General features: G+C 68.9%; 13 protein-coding genes. 11 read left to right on the top strand and 2 right to left on the bottom strand.

The features are described 5' to 3' along the window. Positions 1 to 28: 28 nt before the first annotated feature. From ABN028_RS04520 to ABN028_RS04480, 9 genes are all read left to right on the top strand, one after another. Entirely contained in the window at positions 29 to 748 is a 720-nt protein-coding gene (locus ABN028_RS04520) for a hypothetical protein (RefSeq protein ID WP_349695724.1), read from the top strand. A 56-nt stretch (positions 749 to 804) separates the two neighbouring features. Beyond that, positions 805 to 1,995 carry a tRNA dihydrouridine synthase DusB gene (gene dusB, locus ABN028_RS04515; protein ID WP_349327673.1) on the top strand — a complete coding sequence of 397 codons (1,191 nt, stop codon included), beginning with the start codon at positions 805 to 807 and terminating at the stop codon, positions 1,993 to 1,995. A 217-nt stretch (positions 1,996 to 2,212) separates the two neighbouring features. Further along, entirely contained in the window at positions 2,213 to 3,892 is a 1,680-nt protein-coding gene (locus tag ABN028_RS04510) for an alkaline phosphatase D family protein (protein WP_349695723.1), read from the top strand. Between the two features lie 285 nt (positions 3,893 to 4,177). Further along, positions 4,178 to 5,830 carry an alkaline phosphatase D family protein gene (locus ABN028_RS04505; RefSeq protein ID WP_349695722.1) on the top strand — a complete coding sequence of 551 codons (1,653 nt, stop codon included), beginning with the start codon at positions 4,178 to 4,180 and terminating at the stop codon, positions 5,828 to 5,830. A 150-nt stretch (positions 5,831 to 5,980) separates the two neighbouring features. After that, positions 5,981 to 6,778 (top strand): oxygenase MpaB family protein, encoded by a 798-nt coding sequence (locus tag ABN028_RS04500; protein ID WP_349695721.1) that lies wholly within the window; start codon positions 5,981 to 5,983, stop codon positions 6,776 to 6,778. 138 nt (positions 6,779 to 6,916) lie between these two features. Then, the gene (gene ppdK, locus ABN028_RS04495; protein WP_502877568.1) at positions 6,917 to 9,637 is read left to right on the top strand and encodes a pyruvate, phosphate dikinase; all 2,721 of its coding nucleotides are present in this window, start codon (positions 6,917 to 6,919) and stop codon (positions 9,635 to 9,637) included. A gap of 97 nt (positions 9,638 to 9,734) precedes the next feature. Next, the gene (locus ABN028_RS04490) at positions 9,735 to 11,030 is read left to right on the top strand and encodes a deoxyguanosinetriphosphate triphosphohydrolase (RefSeq protein ID WP_349327678.1); all 1,296 of its coding nucleotides are present in this window, start codon (positions 9,735 to 9,737) and stop codon (positions 11,028 to 11,030) included. 10 nt (positions 11,031 to 11,040) lie between these two features. Continuing rightward, entirely contained in the window at positions 11,041 to 12,288 is a 1,248-nt protein-coding gene (locus ABN028_RS04485) for an NAD(P)/FAD-dependent oxidoreductase (protein WP_349695720.1), read from the top strand. A gap of 227 nt (positions 12,289 to 12,515) precedes the next feature. Then, on the top strand, positions 12,516 to 13,523 hold the full coding sequence (locus ABN028_RS04480) for a glyoxalase superfamily protein (protein ID WP_349695719.1): 1,008 nt from the start codon (positions 12,516 to 12,518) through the stop codon (positions 13,521 to 13,523). Between the two features lie 121 nt (positions 13,524 to 13,644). Here ABN028_RS04480 and ABN028_RS04475 read toward each other — a convergent pair whose 3' ends face one another. Next, on the bottom strand, positions 13,645 to 13,956 hold the full coding sequence (locus tag ABN028_RS04475) for an HNH endonuclease signature motif containing protein (protein WP_349695718.1): 312 nt from the start codon (positions 13,954 to 13,956) through the stop codon (positions 13,645 to 13,647). A 260-nt stretch (positions 13,957 to 14,216) separates the two neighbouring features. Here ABN028_RS04475 and ABN028_RS04470 point away from each other — a divergent pair, with 260 nt between their 5' ends. Then, on the top strand, positions 14,217 to 14,354 hold the full coding sequence (locus tag ABN028_RS04470) for a hypothetical protein (RefSeq protein WP_349327682.1): 138 nt from the start codon (positions 14,217 to 14,219) through the stop codon (positions 14,352 to 14,354). A 612-nt stretch (positions 14,355 to 14,966) separates the two neighbouring features. Beyond that, positions 14,967 to 16,142: a M20 family metallopeptidase gene (locus ABN028_RS04465; RefSeq protein WP_349695717.1), complete on the top strand. Its 1,176-nt coding sequence runs from the start codon at positions 14,967 to 14,969 to the stop codon at positions 16,140 to 16,142. A 13-nt stretch (positions 16,143 to 16,155) separates the two neighbouring features. Here the strand turns inward: ABN028_RS04465 and ABN028_RS04460 are convergent, their stop codons facing one another. Next, positions 16,156 to 16,539 carry a DoxX family protein gene (locus ABN028_RS04460; protein WP_349695716.1) on the bottom strand — a complete coding sequence of 128 codons (384 nt, stop codon included), beginning with the start codon at positions 16,537 to 16,539 and terminating at the stop codon, positions 16,156 to 16,158. Positions 16,540 to 16,575: the final 36 nt, after the last annotated feature.

The following is a 16,575-nucleotide window of genomic DNA, read 5'->3' as shown; positions in this document are numbered from 1 at the left end:
ACGAGCACATATCTGCCGGGTTGCGGGTGTGGGTCTGTTGGTGTGGGTCCTCGCGCTCGTGACGGGCTGCGCCCTCCAGGCATCTGGTCCTGCGCTCCGGCTCCCGCCCGACAAGTCCGAGAGCACGCCGCACAAGGGCGACACGTCGCCGCGTCGGGTCGCCCAACCCATGTCCAGCGCGCCGGCGAGTGTGAAGCCGAAGAAGCGCAAGTCGGCGGCCCCGACGGTCACCATGTCGCCGCTGCCCCAACCTGAGGAGACGTTCGCGACTCCGCGGATGCCGAAGGCACCGGCAAAGTCCGACACCGAACTCACCCGGATCGCGTACCAGCTCAAGACCGAGGTGTGGAAGTCCGCGGGCGTGGTCGATCCGAAGACCACCAAGGCCGACTGCACCGTGTCGGAGAACGACATCATCCAGGTGGGCACCTACAACTTCAGCTGTGACGTCTCGCTGTGGGGCTCCTCGACGCGGTTCGGCGTCCGCGCGAAGGTGAGCCGCTCGGAGGTCCAGGCGAGCTGGACGGCCAAGCGGCTGCCGGTCTCGGAGCAGAAGGCGATCTACGAAGCGACCCGGCAGTCGTTCAAGCCGGCTCGCGTGACCTGCGACATCATCGGCCTCGAGCTCGTCGAGGTCGGCAACCGGAACGCCTTCACCTGCTGGGTCACCGACGTCTACAACGAGGCGGTGACCTACCGCGGAGAGCTCCTGCCCACGGGGGCGCTCGCGTTGCGGCCCGAGTCCTGAGTCCCGAGTCCTGAGTCCCTGAGCTCCGGCATCCGGGGACGGGACACAATGTGGGCATGCGAGCAGCAACCCCGGCGCTGACTGTCGGCCCGCACCGTGTGGACCCGCCGGTCGTCCTCGCTCCCATGGCCGGCGTGACGAACGCGGCGTTCCGGACGCTGTGTCGGGAACAGGCTGAGGCGGCAGGGACCGCGGGGCCGTCGCGGAACGGGAAGGGCGCTGCGCCGGCGGCGGGGCTGTACGTCTGCGAGATGATCACCTCACGCGGGCTGGTCGAGGGCGACGAGTCGACCCGGCGGATGCTGGCGTTCGATCCGGGGGAGGCGGTCCGGTCGGTCCAGCTCTACGGCGTGGACCCGCGCTACGTCGGCGAGGCGACCCGGATCCTGTGCGGGGAGTACGACGTCAGCCACGTCGACCTCAACTTCGGCTGTCCTGTGCCCAAGGTGACCCGCAAGGGTGGCGGGGCCGTCCTGCCCTGGAAACGCGGCCTCCTCGACGCCATCCTCCGGGCTGCGGTCGGGGCGGCGCGGCCCTACGGCGTGCCCGTCACCATGAAGACCCGCAAGGGGATCGACGACGACCACCTGACCTACCTCGACGCGGGCCGGATCGCCGAGCAGGCCGGGTGCGCGGCGATCGCCCTGCACGGGCGTACGGCCGCGCAGCACTACAGCGGCGAGGCCGACTGGGACGCCATCGGTGCGCTGGTCGCCCACGTCGGCATCCCGGTGCTCGGCAACGGCGACATCTGGGAGGCCGCGGACGCGGTTCGCATGGTCGAGCACTCCGGCTGCGCGGGAGTGGTGGTCGGGCGCGGGTGTCTCGGCCGGCCGTGGCTCTTCCGCGACCTGGCGACGGTCTTCGCGGGCGAGCCCACGACGGTGCTGCCTGCCTTGGGTGAGGTGTCCCGCGTGATGCGGCGGCACGTCGGGTTGCTCGTCGAGGACATGGGCGAGGACCGGGCCTGCCGGGAGTTCCGCAAGCACGTCTCCTGGTATCTCAAGGGTTTCGCCGTACGCCAGCACCTCCGCAGCGCCCTCGCCCTGGTCTCCAGCCTGGCCGAGCTCGACGCGTTGCTGGCCGAGTTGGACGCCGATCAGCCGTTTCCGCAGGCGGCTCTGGGGCTGCCGCGCGGGAGGCAGGGGAGTCCGCGGCCGGTGACCCTGCCCGCGGGCTGGTTGTCGGACCGGGACGGCGTGGGCGCCGACCTCGCCGCCGCAGAGGTCGCCATCTCGGGCGGCTGAGTTCCGGCGGCTGACAGCCCGCCGCCGGCGCTTTTCTCCAACCTTCTGCCTTCGCATGTCAGATGTTGGCCGCGCCATGATCGGCTAAGGCCTCGCCGAGGCGTTGATCGGCGCCCATCCTGGAGGACCCGACCCGAACGCCGAAGCGCATCCGAACGAACACCGTGCGTTCGCGACGGGCTTTCCGAAGAAGCCGAAGCGACGCGGAGGTGGAAGCGTGTCCCCAACGAACGACCGATCCGACGGCCTTGGCAGGCGGACGTTTCTCGCCGGCAGTCTGGCCGCCGGGTCCCTTCTCGGGGCCGGAGTACCGGCACATGCCGCGGAGAAGGTACCGCCGATCTACGCCCGCATGTACCCCTTCACCCTGGGGGTTGCGTCGGGGGACCCCAGCCATGACGGGTTCGTGTTGTGGACCCGGCTTGCTCCCGAACCCCTTGCCGACGACGGACTGGGCGGCATGCCGGACGCCACGGTGCCGGTGCAGTGGCAGGTCGCGAAGGACGACCGGTTCAGCGACATCGTCGCGTCGGGCAGCGTCACGTCCCGCCCGGAAGATGCGCACAGCGTCCACATCGAGCTCGACAGCCTCGATCCGGGACGTGACTACTGGTACCGCTTCAAGGTGGCGTCGCACCTCTCGCCGGTCGGGCGGACCCGGACCGCACCCGAGCCGGGCGTACTCGCGCAACATCTGACGGTGTGCATGGCGTCCTGCCAGCACTACGAGTCGGGTTTCTACGCCGCCCATCGCGGCATCGCCGACGACATGCCCGACCTCGTGCTGCACCTCGGCGACTACCAGTACGAGTCGGCGGGTGTCGCCGGTCGCCCGCGTCTGCACGCCGGGCCGGAGACCACCACGCTCGCCAACTACCGGCAGCGTTATGCGCAGTACAAGACCGATCCCGACCTGCAGGCCGCGCACGCGGCGGCACCGTGGCTCGTCGTTCTGGACGACCACGAGATCGACAACAACTGGGCCGACGAGGTGCCGCAGGATCCGCACCTGCAGCCGCCGGAGGTGTTCCTGCCCCGGCGAGAGGCCGCGTTCAAGGCGTACTGGGAGAACATGCCGCTGCGCCGCAGGTCGATCCCGGTCGGCATCGACATGCAGCTCTACCGAACGGTCCAGTGGGGGCGGTTGGCGTCGTTCCACATGCTCGACACGCGGCAGTTCCGCGACGACCAGGGATGTGGGGACGGCTACAAGGACTGCCCGGCGTCGGTCGATCCGGCGCGGTCGATCACCGGCGCGGAGCAGGAGGCCTGGCTGATCGAGAGCTTCCACCGGTCGCGGGCGCGTTGGGACGTGCTCGGCCAGCAGGTGTTCTTCGGCCAGCGTGACAACAACGCCGACAGCCTGGTCAAGGTGACGAGCCAGGACGCGTGGGACGGCTACGTCGCCTCGCGGCAGCGGATCACGCAAGGCTGGGTTGACGCGGGAGTGCGCAACCCCGTCGTGGTCACCGGCGACGTCCACGCCAACTGGGCGAGCGACCTGAAGCTCGACTACGACGACCCGACGTCGGCCACGGTCGGCTCGGAGTTCGTGACGACGTCCATCTCCTCCGGCGGTGACGGCTTCGACTCTGACCCGAACGAGCACCCGTTCCTGCAGATCAATCCGCACCTGCGGTTCTACAACAACCTGCGGGGTTACGTGCGGTTGACGGTCACCCCGGACCAGATGCAGGGCGACTACCAGGTCGTGCCGTACGTAAGCCAGCCGGGCGCGACGCCCTTCACCCGCGCGTCGTTCGTCGTCCAGGACGGAGAGCCGGGGCTGCACCAGGTCGCGGACAACCCGACGCCGGTGCGTGCGGCCTCCGCGCCCGACACTCCACAGGAGTGGATCGACTACACCGTCTACGAGGAGACCAGGCGCTACACCTGAGTGGGCCACCCCGCCGTCCCCGCGATGCACGGCACATTCACCGTGCATCGCGGGGAAGTGCCGTGCATCGTCCCCGTGCGTGGGCTGCCCGGTCGAGCTCGAGACGTCGGACGTCCGTAAGTGGACGCACCGCAGCCAACCGGTCATCTGGTCGTCGCCGGCGCCTCACGATCACGCCATGTGCTGGGGATCTTGCCCGCCGATGCTGAGCACTCCGAGCCAATCTCGCGGAGGTGCTCAGTGCCCGAACACGATGGGCCCCAGCATGACCACACGCCCCATGACGTGGGTCGCCGTATCCTGCTGATCGGTGGACTCGCCGCCGGAACTTCTCTCGCGTTGCCCCAGGTGGCGAACGCGGCGCGGCCGACCGCCGTCACCCTGGACCCGTTCACCCTGGGAGTCGCGTCGGGTGACCCGGGCCCGGACGGATTCGTCATCTGGACCCGGCTCGCCGTCAACCCCGTCGCCGAAGACGGGCTCGGCGGCATGCCGGACGCCGCGATCGACGTGCAGTGGCAGGTGGCGGCCGACGAGCGGTTCCGTCGGGTCGTCCGGTCGGGTTCGGTCAGCGCCCGCCCGTCGTCGGCGCACGCCGTGCATGTGGAGGTGACACGGCTGGAACCCGGCCGTGAGTACTGGTACCGCTTCCGGGTGGGTCGCTTCGTGTCCCGTGTCGGGCGGGCGTTGACCGCTCCGTCGCCGGACAGCCTGGTGTCGTCGCTCGCGATGGCGTTCGTGTCGTGCTCGCAGTACGAGCACGGGTACTTCACGGCGTACAAGAGACTTGCCGAGGATCGCCCCGACCTCGTACTGCACCTTGGGGACTACCAGTACGAATACCAGGCCGGCGTGTACGTCGCACCGGGCGGGAACCCGCGCGACCACGAGGGCCCGGAGACGGAGACGCTGGCCAACTACCGGCAGCGGCATGCGCAGTACAAGTCCGACCCGGACCTGCAGGACGCACACGCGGTCGCACCCTGGCTCGTCGTCTGGGACGACCACGAGCTGGACAACAACTGGGCCGACGAGGTGTACGAGAAGCCGGAGATCCCGCAGCCGAACTTCCTTGCCCGGCGAGCGGCGGCGTTCCAGGCGTACTACGAGAACATGCCGCTGCGCCGCTCGTCCGTGCCGCGCGGGATCGACCTGCAGCTCTACCGGCGGATCAGCTGGGGTCGGCTGGCGACGTTCCACCTGCTCGACACCCGGCAGTACCGCGACGACCAGGGCTGCGGCGACGGCTACAAGGACTGCCCCGCGGCGGTCGACCCGTCGCGGTCGATCACCGGCGCGGAGCAGGAGGCCTGGCTGATCGACGGGTTCCACCGGTCGCGCGCACGCTGGGACGTGCTCGGTCAGCAGGTCTTCTTCGCCCAACGCGACAACAACAACGGTCCGGCGAAGGTCACCAGCATGGACGCCTGGGACGGCTACGTCGCCTCGCGGCAGCGGATCACGCAAGGCTGGGTTGACGCCGGCGTCCGCAACCCGGTCGTGCTCACCGGCGACGTGCACGCGCACTGGGCGAGCGACCTCAAGCTGGACTACGACGACCCGACCTCGACCCCGGTCGGCTCCGAGCTCGTGTGCAGCTCGATCACGTCCGGCGGCAACGGGGCGGACTCGATCCCGGGCGACCATCCGTTCCTGCAGATCAACCCGCACCTGCGGTTCTACAACAACCTGCGCGGCTACGTGCGGACGACGATCACGCCGGAGGAGATGCGCGCGGACTTCCGTTGCCTGCCGTACGTCCAGGAGCCGGGGGCGGAGGTCTTCACGCGGGCGTCGTTCGCGATCGAGGACGGCAAACCTGGCCTGCACCAGGTGGCCGACCGGCCACCGAGCGCGGCCGTTCGGGCGCGGTCGGCCGACGCTGATCCCGCGCAGGTGATCGCCGACACCGTGGCGTGGGAGACCGAACGCCCGTGACGTGGGGGAGCGGGACCGATCGCTCCCGTTGGATGAGGGCGCCCTCACGCAAGGGGCGCCCTCATCCAACGGCGGTTGGTCGGGACGGCGGTTGGTCGGGACGGCGGTTGGCCCGACGGCGGTTGGTCAGACGGCGGTAGTGTCGACACCGTGGGAAGGACCGCCCGTCGCACCGACACCGGACTCTTCGGGCCGGGGTCGGTCACCTGGCGGGTGCACACCGAGCCCATCCTCTGGGTCGCCGGACTCCGGGCTCTCTACCTGCAGTCGCTCTATCCGCGGGTGATGCGGGCGACCTACCAGAACTCCGCGCTCTTCGACCGCAAGCGCGCGTGGGCGCGGTTCCTGCGTACGGCCGAGTTCGTGACGGTCCGCACCTACGGCGCGTCCGCCGAGGTCGAACGCGCGGCGGCCCGCGTCCGCGCCATCCACGCGGCCCTCACCGGCTACGACCCCGACACCGGTGAGACCTTCCGACTCGACGAACCCGGGGGCCTGCTCTGGGTCCACTGCGCGGAGATCGACTCCTACGTCGACATCGCGCGGCGATCCGGAGCACTCCGCACCGACGCCGACGCCGACACCTACGTGGCGGAGAGCCGCCGTGCCGCCGAGGTGATCGGAATACCGGGTGAGGACGCGCCGGCCTCCCGCGCTGCTCTTGCGGACTTCTTCGCCGAGATCCGCCCGAAGTTGTACGCATGTACCGAAGCCCGGCGCGGCCTGGTCCACAGCTTCCATCCGCCGCTGCCGTGGAAACTGGCGCCCCTGCGACTGGGCGTTCCGTCGCTCAACGTCCTCGCGTTCTCCTCGCTGCCGGGGTGGGCGCGGCGGCTCTACGGTGTACCCGCGCTGCCGGCGAGCGACCTCGCGACCACGGCCACCTTGCGGATGGTGCGCCAGGCGACCGGCATTCTGCCCCGACCGGAGATTCCCACCCAAGCCTGACCTTCTCCTTTCGGGCCGCCGGTTGTTTCCGCACTGGCTCGTCGAAAAGATCCGGCAGCGCATTCTCCTGGCATTACTGTCGTAGCTGCTGAGCCGTTGTGTGCACCCGCAGCCGCGGCGCAGAGGGGGTTGCGTGTCATGTACACCTATGACTTTTCCCACGGCAACAAGGACATGAAGGACCTTCTCGGCGGGAAAGGCGCGAACCTCGCCGAGATGACCAGGCTCGGTCTGCCGGTACCCCCTGGATTCACGATCACCACCGAAGCCTGCCGCGTCTACCTCGAAACCGGAAAAGAACCGCTCGAACTCCACGACGAGGTGACCGCACACCTTCATGCGGTGGAAAGAACGCTGGGCAGGACTCTCGGCGACCCGCGCGATCCCTTGCTGGTCTCCGTACGCTCGGGTGCGAAGTTCTCCATGCCCGGCATGATGGACACGGTTCTCAACATCGGCCTCACCGACGATTCCGTCCACGGCTTGGCCGCACGCGCTCATGACGAACGCTTCGCGTGGGACTCCTATCGCCGGCTCCTCCAGATGTACGGAAAGACGGTACTCGGTATTGACGGCGCCCGATTCGATGCCGCACTCGACAAGGCGAAATCGGAACGAAGGGCCGCCCACGACATCGACCTGGACACCGACGCCTTGAGAGACCTGGTGGCGGCGTACAAACGCATTGTCGAAGACGAGACCGGACATGAATTCCCGCAGAATCCACGTGACCAACTCGACGCCGCCGTCCGAGCGGTATTCGACAGCTGGAACGCGCCACGCGCGGTGACCTATCGCCGGCAGGAAAGCATTCCGGCCGACCTCGGCACGGCGGTCAACGTGGTTGCGATGGTGTTCGGCAACCTGGGCGGGGATTCGGGCACCGGTGTGGCGTTCACCCGTGACCCGGCATCGGGCGCGCGCGGCATCTACGGCGACTATCTGCCCAACGCGCAGGGTGAGGACGTCGTGGCCGGTATCCGGAACACCCTGCCGCTGACGGAGCTGGCCCACATCGATCGCCGCTGCTACGACGAACTGCTGGCCATCATGTCGACGCTCGAAGGTCATTACCGTGACCTGTGCGACATCGAGTTCACCATCGAACGGAGCAAGCTCTGGATGCTCCAGACCCGGGTGGGCAAGCGGACCGCGGGCGCGGCGTTCCGGATCGCCACCCAGCTCGTCGACGAGGGACTGATCGACGACGACGAGGCGTTGCGCAGGGTCGACGGCGAGCAGCTGGCCCAGCTGATGTTCCCGCGCTTCGACGGCGGTGCCGAACGGCACCGGATCGCCCGCGGGATGAACGCCTCGCCAGGTGCGGCCGTCGGCCGGGTGGTGTTCTCCACGGCGACGGCGGTGGAGAGGGCGCGCGCCGGCGAGGACGTCATCCTCGTCCGCCGCGAGACGACACCGGACGACCTCGACGGCATGATCGCGGCGCGCGGCATCCTCACCAGCAGAGGCGGCAAGACCTCGCACGCTGCGGTCGTCGCACGCGGCATGGGCAAGACGTGCGTGTGCGGTGCGGACCAGCTCGAGGTCGACACGTCGGGGCGGTTCTTCACCGCACGCGGCGGCGTCGAGGTGCGCGAGGGCGACGTGATCTCGCTCGACGGAACGACCGGAGAAGTCTTCCTGGGCGAGGTGCCTGTCGTCGACTCGCCGGTGATGCGGTACTTCGAGAGCGAGCTGGACCCCGCCGGCGGCGAAGCCGACGACCTGGTTCGAGCCGTCCACCGGATCATGACCATCGCGGACGCCCGGCGCCGCCTGGACGTGCGGGCGAACGCCGACCTGCCACCCGACGCGATCCGCGCCCGCTCGATGGGTGCGGGCGGGATCGGCCTGTGTCGTACGGAGCACATGTTCCTCGGCGAGCGACGCGGGTATGTCGAGCGGCTCATCCTGGCCGAGACCGACCAGGAACGGGAGGAGGCGCTGGCGGCGTTGCTGCCGCTGCAGCGGGAGGACTTCGCGGGCGTACTGGAGGCCATGGACGGACTGCCGGTGACCGTACGCCTGCTCGACCCGCCCCTGCACGAGTTCCTGCCCGACCTGACGGAGCTGTCGGTCCGGGTGGCGATGGCGGAGTCGCGCGGCGGAGAGCCAGGTGGGTCCGGTGGCCCGGCCAGCTCCGACCGCCGGATGCTCACCGCGGTCCGCAGGTTGCACGAACAGAACCCCATGCTGGGCCTGCGTGGCGTCCGCCTCGGCCTGGTCGTCCCCGGGTTGTACGCGATGCAGGTGCGGGCTTTGACGGAGGCGGCCGCCGCCCGTGCCCAGGCCGGCGGCGATCCCAGGGTCGAGATCATGATCCCGCTGGTCGGCGCCGTGCAGGAGCTGGAGCTGATGCGCGAGGAAGCTCTCCGCGCGATCCACGAGGTCCTGGAACGCTGGGGCCTCACCCTGCCGATCCCGATCGGGACGATGATCGAGCTCCCGCGTGCGGCGTTGACGGCGGGTCGGATCGCCTCGGCTGCGGAGTTCTTCTCCTTCGGTACGAACGACCTCACGCAGACCGTGTGGGGCCTGTCCCGTGACGACGTGGAGAGCGAGTTCTTCCCGGCGTACCTCGACCGGGGGATCTTCGGCGTGTCGCCGTTCGAGTCGCTCGACGTCGAGGGGGTCGGTCGGTTGGTGCGCCTGGCCAGCGCGGAGGGCCGGGCGACACGGGCCGACCTCGAGATCGGCGTGTGCGGTGAGCACGGCGGTGACCCGGTGTCGGTCCACTTCTTCCACCAGGTCGGCCTGGACTACGTCTCCTGCTCGCCGTTCCGGGTGCCTGTCGCCCGGCTGGAGGCGGGGCGGGCGGCTGTCCTCGCAGAGACTGACGCCTCGACCGGAACGGCTTGAGGCACGGTGAGCTCACGGGCGACCGGCTGACTAATTCCTCAGGTGACTCGCGAGTCAGGCGACTTCCCTTCGAGCTCGTCATCTAAGGTCGGCGGCGATGCCTTCCCCACCTGCACGTTCGACCGCCGAAAGCAGCCTCGGCTACGGCCCGGCCGACATCGAGCGCTGGGTCGTCGAGCCGCCCAAGAGCGCCGGACGTACCCCGTTCGCCCGCGACCGAGCCCGGGTCCTGCACTCCGCTGCGCTGCGCCGTCTCGCCGCGAAGACGCAGGTCATCGGGCCCGGAACGGATGACTTCGTACGCACCCGGCTCACGCACACGCTCGAGGTCGCCCAGGTCGGGCGCGAGCTGGGGCAGGCACTGGGCTGCGACCCTGACGTCGTTGACACGGCAAGCCTCGCCCACGACCTCGGACATCCACCGTTCGGCCACAACGGCGAGGCCGCCCTCGACGAGGTGGCGAGCCAGATCGGCGGATTCGAGGGAAACGCCCAGACGCTTCGCCTGCTCACCCGGTTGGAGGCCAAGAGTTTCGCTGGGGGACCGGGCGAGGCAGGGGCGGGATCCGGGCGAAGTGCCGGCCTCAACTTGACCAGAGCCACCCTCGACGCGGCCACGAAGTACCCCTGGGCACGCGGCGAAGGGCCGGCGGAGATCAGCGGCAAGTGGGGCGTGTACGCCGATGATCTCGAGGTGTTCAGCTGGTTGCGGAAGGGGGTCGCCGGCGAGCAACGATGCCTGGAGGCGCAGGTCATGGACTTCGCCGATGACGTGGCCTACTCCGTCCACGACGTCGAGGACGGAGTGGTCTCCGGCCGAATCTCGCTGACGCGTCTCACCGACGCGGCCGAGCGCGGCACCGTCTGGAACGTCGTCCGCGACTGGTACCTCCCCGGCTGCGACGACGCCGAACTGGACGCCGCCTATGGCCGACTCCGGCGGTTCGGCTACTGGCCGGATGGGGACTACGACGGCCGGCGCCGCTCCCTCGCGGTCCTCAAGGACATGACCAGCCAGCTGATCGGCCGGTTCTGCGTCGCCGCTGAACGTGCCACCCATGCCGCCTTCGGCACGGGGCCGCTGACCCGCTACCACGCCTCCCTCGTCGTACCGCACGAGACCAGGGTCGAGATCGCCGTCCTCAAAGGGATCGCGGCCCGCTACGTGATGCGTTCAGGTGAGCGGATGGCGCTCCTGTCCGAACAACGCGACATCGTCCATGGACTGGTGGCGGCGCTCCGACTGCAGGCGCCCCGCGGGCTCGACCACGCGTTCCAGGACGACTTCAGCGCGGCCGCCGACGATGCCGCCCGGCTGCGGGTGATCATCGACCAGGTGGCCTCGCTCACCGACGCCTCCGCGGTCGCACTGCATGCCGAGCTGACGCGGTAGGTTCGGCTGCATGGCAGACAACACCTCTCAGACGTTCGTCATCGTCGGCGCCAGCGTGGCCGGGGCGAGAGCCGCCGAGGCCCTGCGTTCGGAAGGTTTCGACGGCCGGATCGTGCTGGTCGGCGAGGAGGCGGAACTTCCCTACGAACGACCGCCGCTGTCCAAGGGTGTGCTGCTCGGCAACGACGAACCGTCCGCGGTGTATCTCCACGAGCAGGGGTGGTACGACGAGCAGCGGATCGAGCTGCGGCTCGGTGCCCGCGCGCTGCTGATCGACCGGGACGCGCACGAGGTGGAGCTTTCCGACGGGTCCAGGTTGTCCTACGACAAGCTGCTGCTGGCGACCGGTTCCTCCGTACGCCGGCCGAAGATTCCAGGCGGCGACCTCGACGGTGTCCTGTACCTGCGGACCCTCGCTGACTCGAACCGGTTGCGTGCGGCGTTCGCGGCCGACCGCCGGGTCGTCGTGGTGGGTGCCGGCTGGATCGGCCTCGAGACGGCAGCTGCCGCCCGTGCCGCGGGTGCCGCCGTGACCGTGATCGAGCCGCAGCCGACTCCGCTCTTCGCGGCACTGGGGCGTGAGATGGGTGAGGTGTTCGCCGACCTGCATCGTGAGAACGGCGTCGACCTCCGCCTTGGCCACAGTGTGACCGCGTTTCGCGGTGACGGTCCTGGCGGCGCGACGGTGACAGCTGTCGTCACCGGCGACGGTGAGGAGGTGCCCGCCGATGTCGTGGTCGTCGGTGTCGGCGTCACCCCCAACACCGAGCTGGCGGAGTCCGCTGGTCTCGACGTCGCCCACGGTGTGGTCACCGATGCGCGGCTGCAGACATCCGATCCCGACATCTTCGCGGCCGGTGACGTCGTCCGGTGGCAGTCACCGGTCTTCGGACGCACGCTGCGGGTAGAGCACTGGGCCAACGCGCACGACGGCGGTCCCGCTGCCGCCAGGTCCATGCTGGGCTCGGACGCTGTGTACGACGCGATCCCGTTCTTCTTCTCCGACCAGTACGACCTCGGGATGGAGTACGCCGGCGACGTCGGGCCTGATGGCTATGACGAGGTGGTCGTACGCGGGGACGCGAGGGCGCGGGAGTTCGTCGCCTTCTGGCTGCGGGGTGGCCGGGTCGTGGCCGGGATGAACGTCAACGTCTGGGACGTGCAGGACGACATCCAGGCCCTCATCCGCTCGGGCAGCGTTGTCGACCGCGCCCGCCTGGCCGATCCGCAAGTTCCCCTCGGCGACCTGACCAGCTGAACTGACCAGCTGAACTGACCTGTCCACTGGACAGGTCGCCGGGCGACCACGGTTTTCGCAGGCTGCGGGATTAGACTGCCAACTGGCCAGGGCAGCCGGCCGCCTGCGCCTCGATCCCGAGGTTTGGTGAATGCCCGTCATCGTGCATGGGACCGCTGATCACTCGAACTCTTCTGCGGACGACCAGCAACGCAGGCGCCTGATCGCGTACCGCGAGAGGACTCGAGATGATCAACCTCCTTGCTGCCGACGATGTCAAAGCGATGGCGAGGCGGCTGCGCACCGCGCTTGCCGCCGACGGCACGACGATCAGTCACAGCGCAGCCCTGGAACTCACCGCCCGGCAGCTCGGAGCCCGGGACTGGAACACGCTCGTCGGGTCGCTGCCCGATGCCGCCCGGACCGACCGGCGTAAGCCGAAGCCGGGCGATCCCGTCGATGCGGTGCCGATCATCCGCATTTTCGACGTTGATCAGGCGTACGCGTTCTACTGCGATTACCTCGGCTTCGGGAGGGACTGGGAACATCGCTTCGAGGATCACCAGCCGATGTACGCCCAGGTCTCCCGCGGTGACGTCCGGCTTCATCTGAGTGAGCACCACGGCGACGGGAGTCCCGGCATCGGCGTGCTCCTCACGACCCTGGACGTCCGGGCCCTGCACGACGAGCTGCAGAGCAAGGACTACCCGCTGAACCCGGCGATCGAGTCCGAAGAGCGGGGTCTCACGCTGGCAGTCATCGACCCGTTCCACAATCGGCTCGTCTTCCACCAGCCGGTCGACCAACCGGCCCGGGTCGACACCGTCGCCGCACCCTGGCGCCATCGGCTGCGCGTCTCCTGTTCGCCACCGGTTGCGTTCGAGATCTTCACCCTTCGGATGGGCGAGTGGTGGGGCCCGGGTTACAACGCCCATCCCGAGGCGTACACGGGTGTGCGGCTAGAGCCGCGGGTCGGTGGTGCCGTGGTGTTCACCTTCGACAGGTATCCCGATCAATCCTGGGGTCGGGTTGCGGCGTGGGATCCGCCGCGGGTCTACGCCCAGGACTTCTGGCTGGCGCAGGATCCGGACTACCCCAGCCGGCTGACCGTCACGTTCACTGACGATGCCGACGGCACGGTCGTCGACTTTGAGCATGGCGGCTGGGTGCCGGGCAACGCCGCCTGGCGGAACAAGTTCGCCGAGTGGCCGATCATCCTGCGCAAGTACATCCGGTTCGCCGATCAACCCGCGTGAGCGCCGGCCACCTCGGTGGCCGGTGTGGCGGGCCGCCGAGGTCGTTAGGGAGCGCCGGCTTCACGTGCGGCACCGGGCGATCTTTCTCACTGCGGGAGGTGTTCGTTCCGTTCGACAACTTCTAGCTGCGGTATCGCTGGGTGACTGACGTGATGTGCCAGCGGCCGTCAGATCGGCGTTGGGCCCTGTAGCTGTGGGGGTTTTTGGCGCGGTCGCGGTTGTGATGGTCGCAGGCAGGTGCGATGTCGTCGAGTTTGGTGCTGTGGTGGATCGCCCAGGGGTGAACGTGGTCCATTTCGCACCACGTGGCGGGGATGGGGCAGGTGTCGTAGGCGCAGGTGTCGTAGGTGGCGAGGACGGCCTTGCGCATCCAGGGTGGGACGAGGCGGACGGTGGAGCCGAGGTCGAGGACCCGGCTGGGTGCGTTGAGCACGATGCGGGTGAGTTTTGAGGTGCTCGCCAGCCGGCGGATATGCGGTGCCGGGAGTGGGTGGCCGGTCGACAGGAGTAGTCCGGGTACCTCGCGGTTGGTGCGGCGTCCGCAGATGGGACAACCGTTGCCGGTCCAGCCGTAGCCTCGGCCCGCTTCGCTGGCGCTGGCGACGGGTCCGTTGTCGCTGTCAGTTTCACCTGTGCCGGGTTTGTCTGCTGTGTCGGTGTCGCCTGACCGGTGTCGCCTGACCCGCTGTCCTGGTGCTCATCGCTGTCGTCGGTGAGGGTTTCGGCGTTGACGAGGACGAGGAGTTCGGCGGTGACGGCGTCGGTGAGGACCTCAGTGGCGGCGATGATCGCGGTCGCCATCGAATAGGAGATCGTCCCGGCAGCGAGTGAGTCGACGGTGGCGGAGAGCCGCCCGAACTCGCGCCCGTTCCGCCGGTGGGTCGCGGCTGCGGAGCCGTTCATCCGGCCACCGGTGCGCAACCATGCGGACGTGCCGGAGAACCCCGCAGCCTTGGCTTCGCCGAGCCGGTCGACCACCGCGATCCGCCGGTCGGCAGCGAGCCGAACCAGGTCAGAGACCCGCAGCAGGCGGTCAGCCTCGACTATTGCCTCCAGGCCTGAATCGGGAACTGGCAGTTTTGTTGGCTGATCGGCATACTTCCGGCGCGGTACTCGCCTGTGGTCGCGGTCGACACTGCTCAGGCCCGTCCTCATCAGGTCGGGCCCATAACCACACGCAAAAGGAATTGTGTCGCATAGCGGGTGAGGTTTGCCGACAGCGCACAGTCCGGTGTGTTCTCTGCCAGCTGCGGATAACCCTACGAAACAAGGCGACCGGGCTTCAGCTCCGTACGGATCTGTGGCACGGTTGACCAACTCGGCGGGCAACGGCGCTCGCCGAGCCGACGCTCTGGGTACGCATTGGACAATGCGGGCGGTTGCCCGCGGAGATCACGGGGGCGGCTGTCAGGACCGGATTGGCGGAGACCTCGTGAGAACGACATGAGTGCCGAGACCATCCCTGATGTCGTACGCCTGCTGACCGATCTCGTCTCCATCGACACCGCACACCCGGTGGGCAACGAGGGCAAGGCCGCTGCGCTGCTGGCCGAGATCATGGGCCGCAACGGATTCGACGTCGAGGTCGAGGAGATCGAACCGGGACGCGCCAATCTTGTTGCGCGGTTGGAGTTCGGCTCGGCGACGCCCACGCTGATGTTGAACTCCCATCTCGACGTGGTCCCGGCCGGACCGGGATGGTCGATGTCGCCGTTCGCCCCGGTACAGAAGGAGGGCCGGCTCTACGGACGCGGCACGGCCGACGCCAAAGCCAGCGTGGCCGCGATGGCAGTCGCCGCTCTCTGCGTGCGCGACCGCGGCGAAGCGGGGCAACTCTCCGGGACGCTCGTCTACACCGCCGTCATCGACGAGGAAGCCGGAAGTACGGGGGTACGACGGCTGCTGGAAAAGCACCACGCGCACGGTGCGATCGTCGGCGAACCGACAGGGGGCCGGCTGTTCACCGCCCACCAGGGTTCGGTCTGCCCGGTCGTGGAGGTCACCGGACGGGCCGCGCACGCAGGGGCGCCGGACCAGGGTGCCAACGCGATCGTGCACGCGGCCGCGCTGATCGAGTTGATCGGTGACTACGCGGGTGTCCTTTCCGGACGTGACCACTCGCTGGTCGGTGCGCCCACGGTGACGCCGGTCCTTGTGGAAGGCGGCGAGGCGTCCAACTCGGTGCCGGAACGGTGTCGGCTCACCTTCGATCGGCGACTGGTGCCCGGCGAGACCGAGAAGGACGCGCTCATGGAGATCGAGCAACTCCTCACGCAGTTCAACACCGACTACGCACCCGTCAATGCCGAGGTGGTGGGCTTCGCGCCGACCACCGGCGGCCCGTCCGAAACGCCGACCGGCCATCCGTTCGTCGTGAGCTGTCAACGCGGCCTTGTCGACGCCGGCCTTGCGGTGGAGGTGGGCGGGTTGGGCGTGAGCTGCGACATGTCCCATTTCCGGGCGGCCGGGATTCCCTGTGTGGTCACGGGTCCGGGGGCGGTCGAGGCGATGCACATCGTGGATGAGTACGTCGACCTCGAGGAGGTGCGCCGCTCCGTTCGGACCTACGACGCACTGGTGCGCGAACTCCTCCGACCAGGCTCCTCCTGGTGGCGGTGACTCCGGACCGAGGTCAGCTGAGCCGGCCGGCCGCGACGAACACGCAGACCGCGCAGATCGCGACGTTCGCCGCGACGTTGCGCCACTCCGCCGAGTTGGCCTGCGTGATCGCCAACCTGCTGTGCGAGATCATCGCGCCCACCATGACGAGGGCGAGGCCGACCGCGGCCCAGCCGGTGAGTGACGGCGCGATGTCCACGAGGCGCGGGACGATCAGCCCGACCACGGCGATGAGTTCACAGATCGCCGTCAGCCGTACGACCGGCAACGGAAAGGCCGCTGCTCCGGTCTGTCCGGTGGCGAGCAGCCGTTCGGTCGACATGGTCGATTTCGCGATGCCGGTGACCAGGAACAGTGCTGCCAAGAGGATCTGAGCGATCCAGAGCGCCGTGTTCATCCGACGAGTCCTCCCAAAACCTGCGACCGGGCGCGG

Origin of the sequence: Actinopolymorpha sp. B17G11, from assembly GCF_040196095.1 — a bacterium.
Classification (GTDB): Bacteria; Actinomycetota; Actinomycetes; order Propionibacteriales; family Actinopolymorphaceae; genus Thermasporomyces.
Note: the sequence above shows the minus strand (reverse complement) of the source record. Positions and strands in the feature narration are given on the sequence as shown.

What these genes read in the sequence shown, in the direction of transcription:
- dusB (WP_349327673.1), top strand. Translation starts at nt 805, where the DNA reads ATGCGAGCAGCAACCCCGGCGCTGACTGTCGGCCCGCACCGTGTGGAC.
- ppdK (WP_502877568.1), top strand. Translation starts at nt 6,917, where the DNA reads ATGTACACCTATGACTTTTCCCACGGCAACAAGGACATGAAGGACCTT.
- ABN028_RS04490 (WP_349327678.1), top strand. Translation starts at nt 9,735, where the DNA reads ATGCCTTCCCCACCTGCACGTTCGACCGCCGAAAGCAGCCTCGGCTAC.
- ABN028_RS04485 (WP_349695720.1), top strand. Translation starts at nt 11,041, where the DNA reads ATGGCAGACAACACCTCTCAGACGTTCGTCATCGTCGGCGCCAGCGTG.
- ABN028_RS04480 (WP_349695719.1), top strand. Translation starts at nt 12,516, where the DNA reads ATGATCAACCTCCTTGCTGCCGACGATGTCAAAGCGATGGCGAGGCGG.
- ABN028_RS04465 (WP_349695717.1), top strand. Translation starts at nt 14,967, where the DNA reads ATGAGTGCCGAGACCATCCCTGATGTCGTACGCCTGCTGACCGATCTC.
- ABN028_RS04460 (WP_349695716.1), bottom strand. Translation starts at nt 16,539, where the DNA reads ATGAACACGGCGCTCTGGATCGCTCAGATCCTCTTGGCAGCACTGTTC.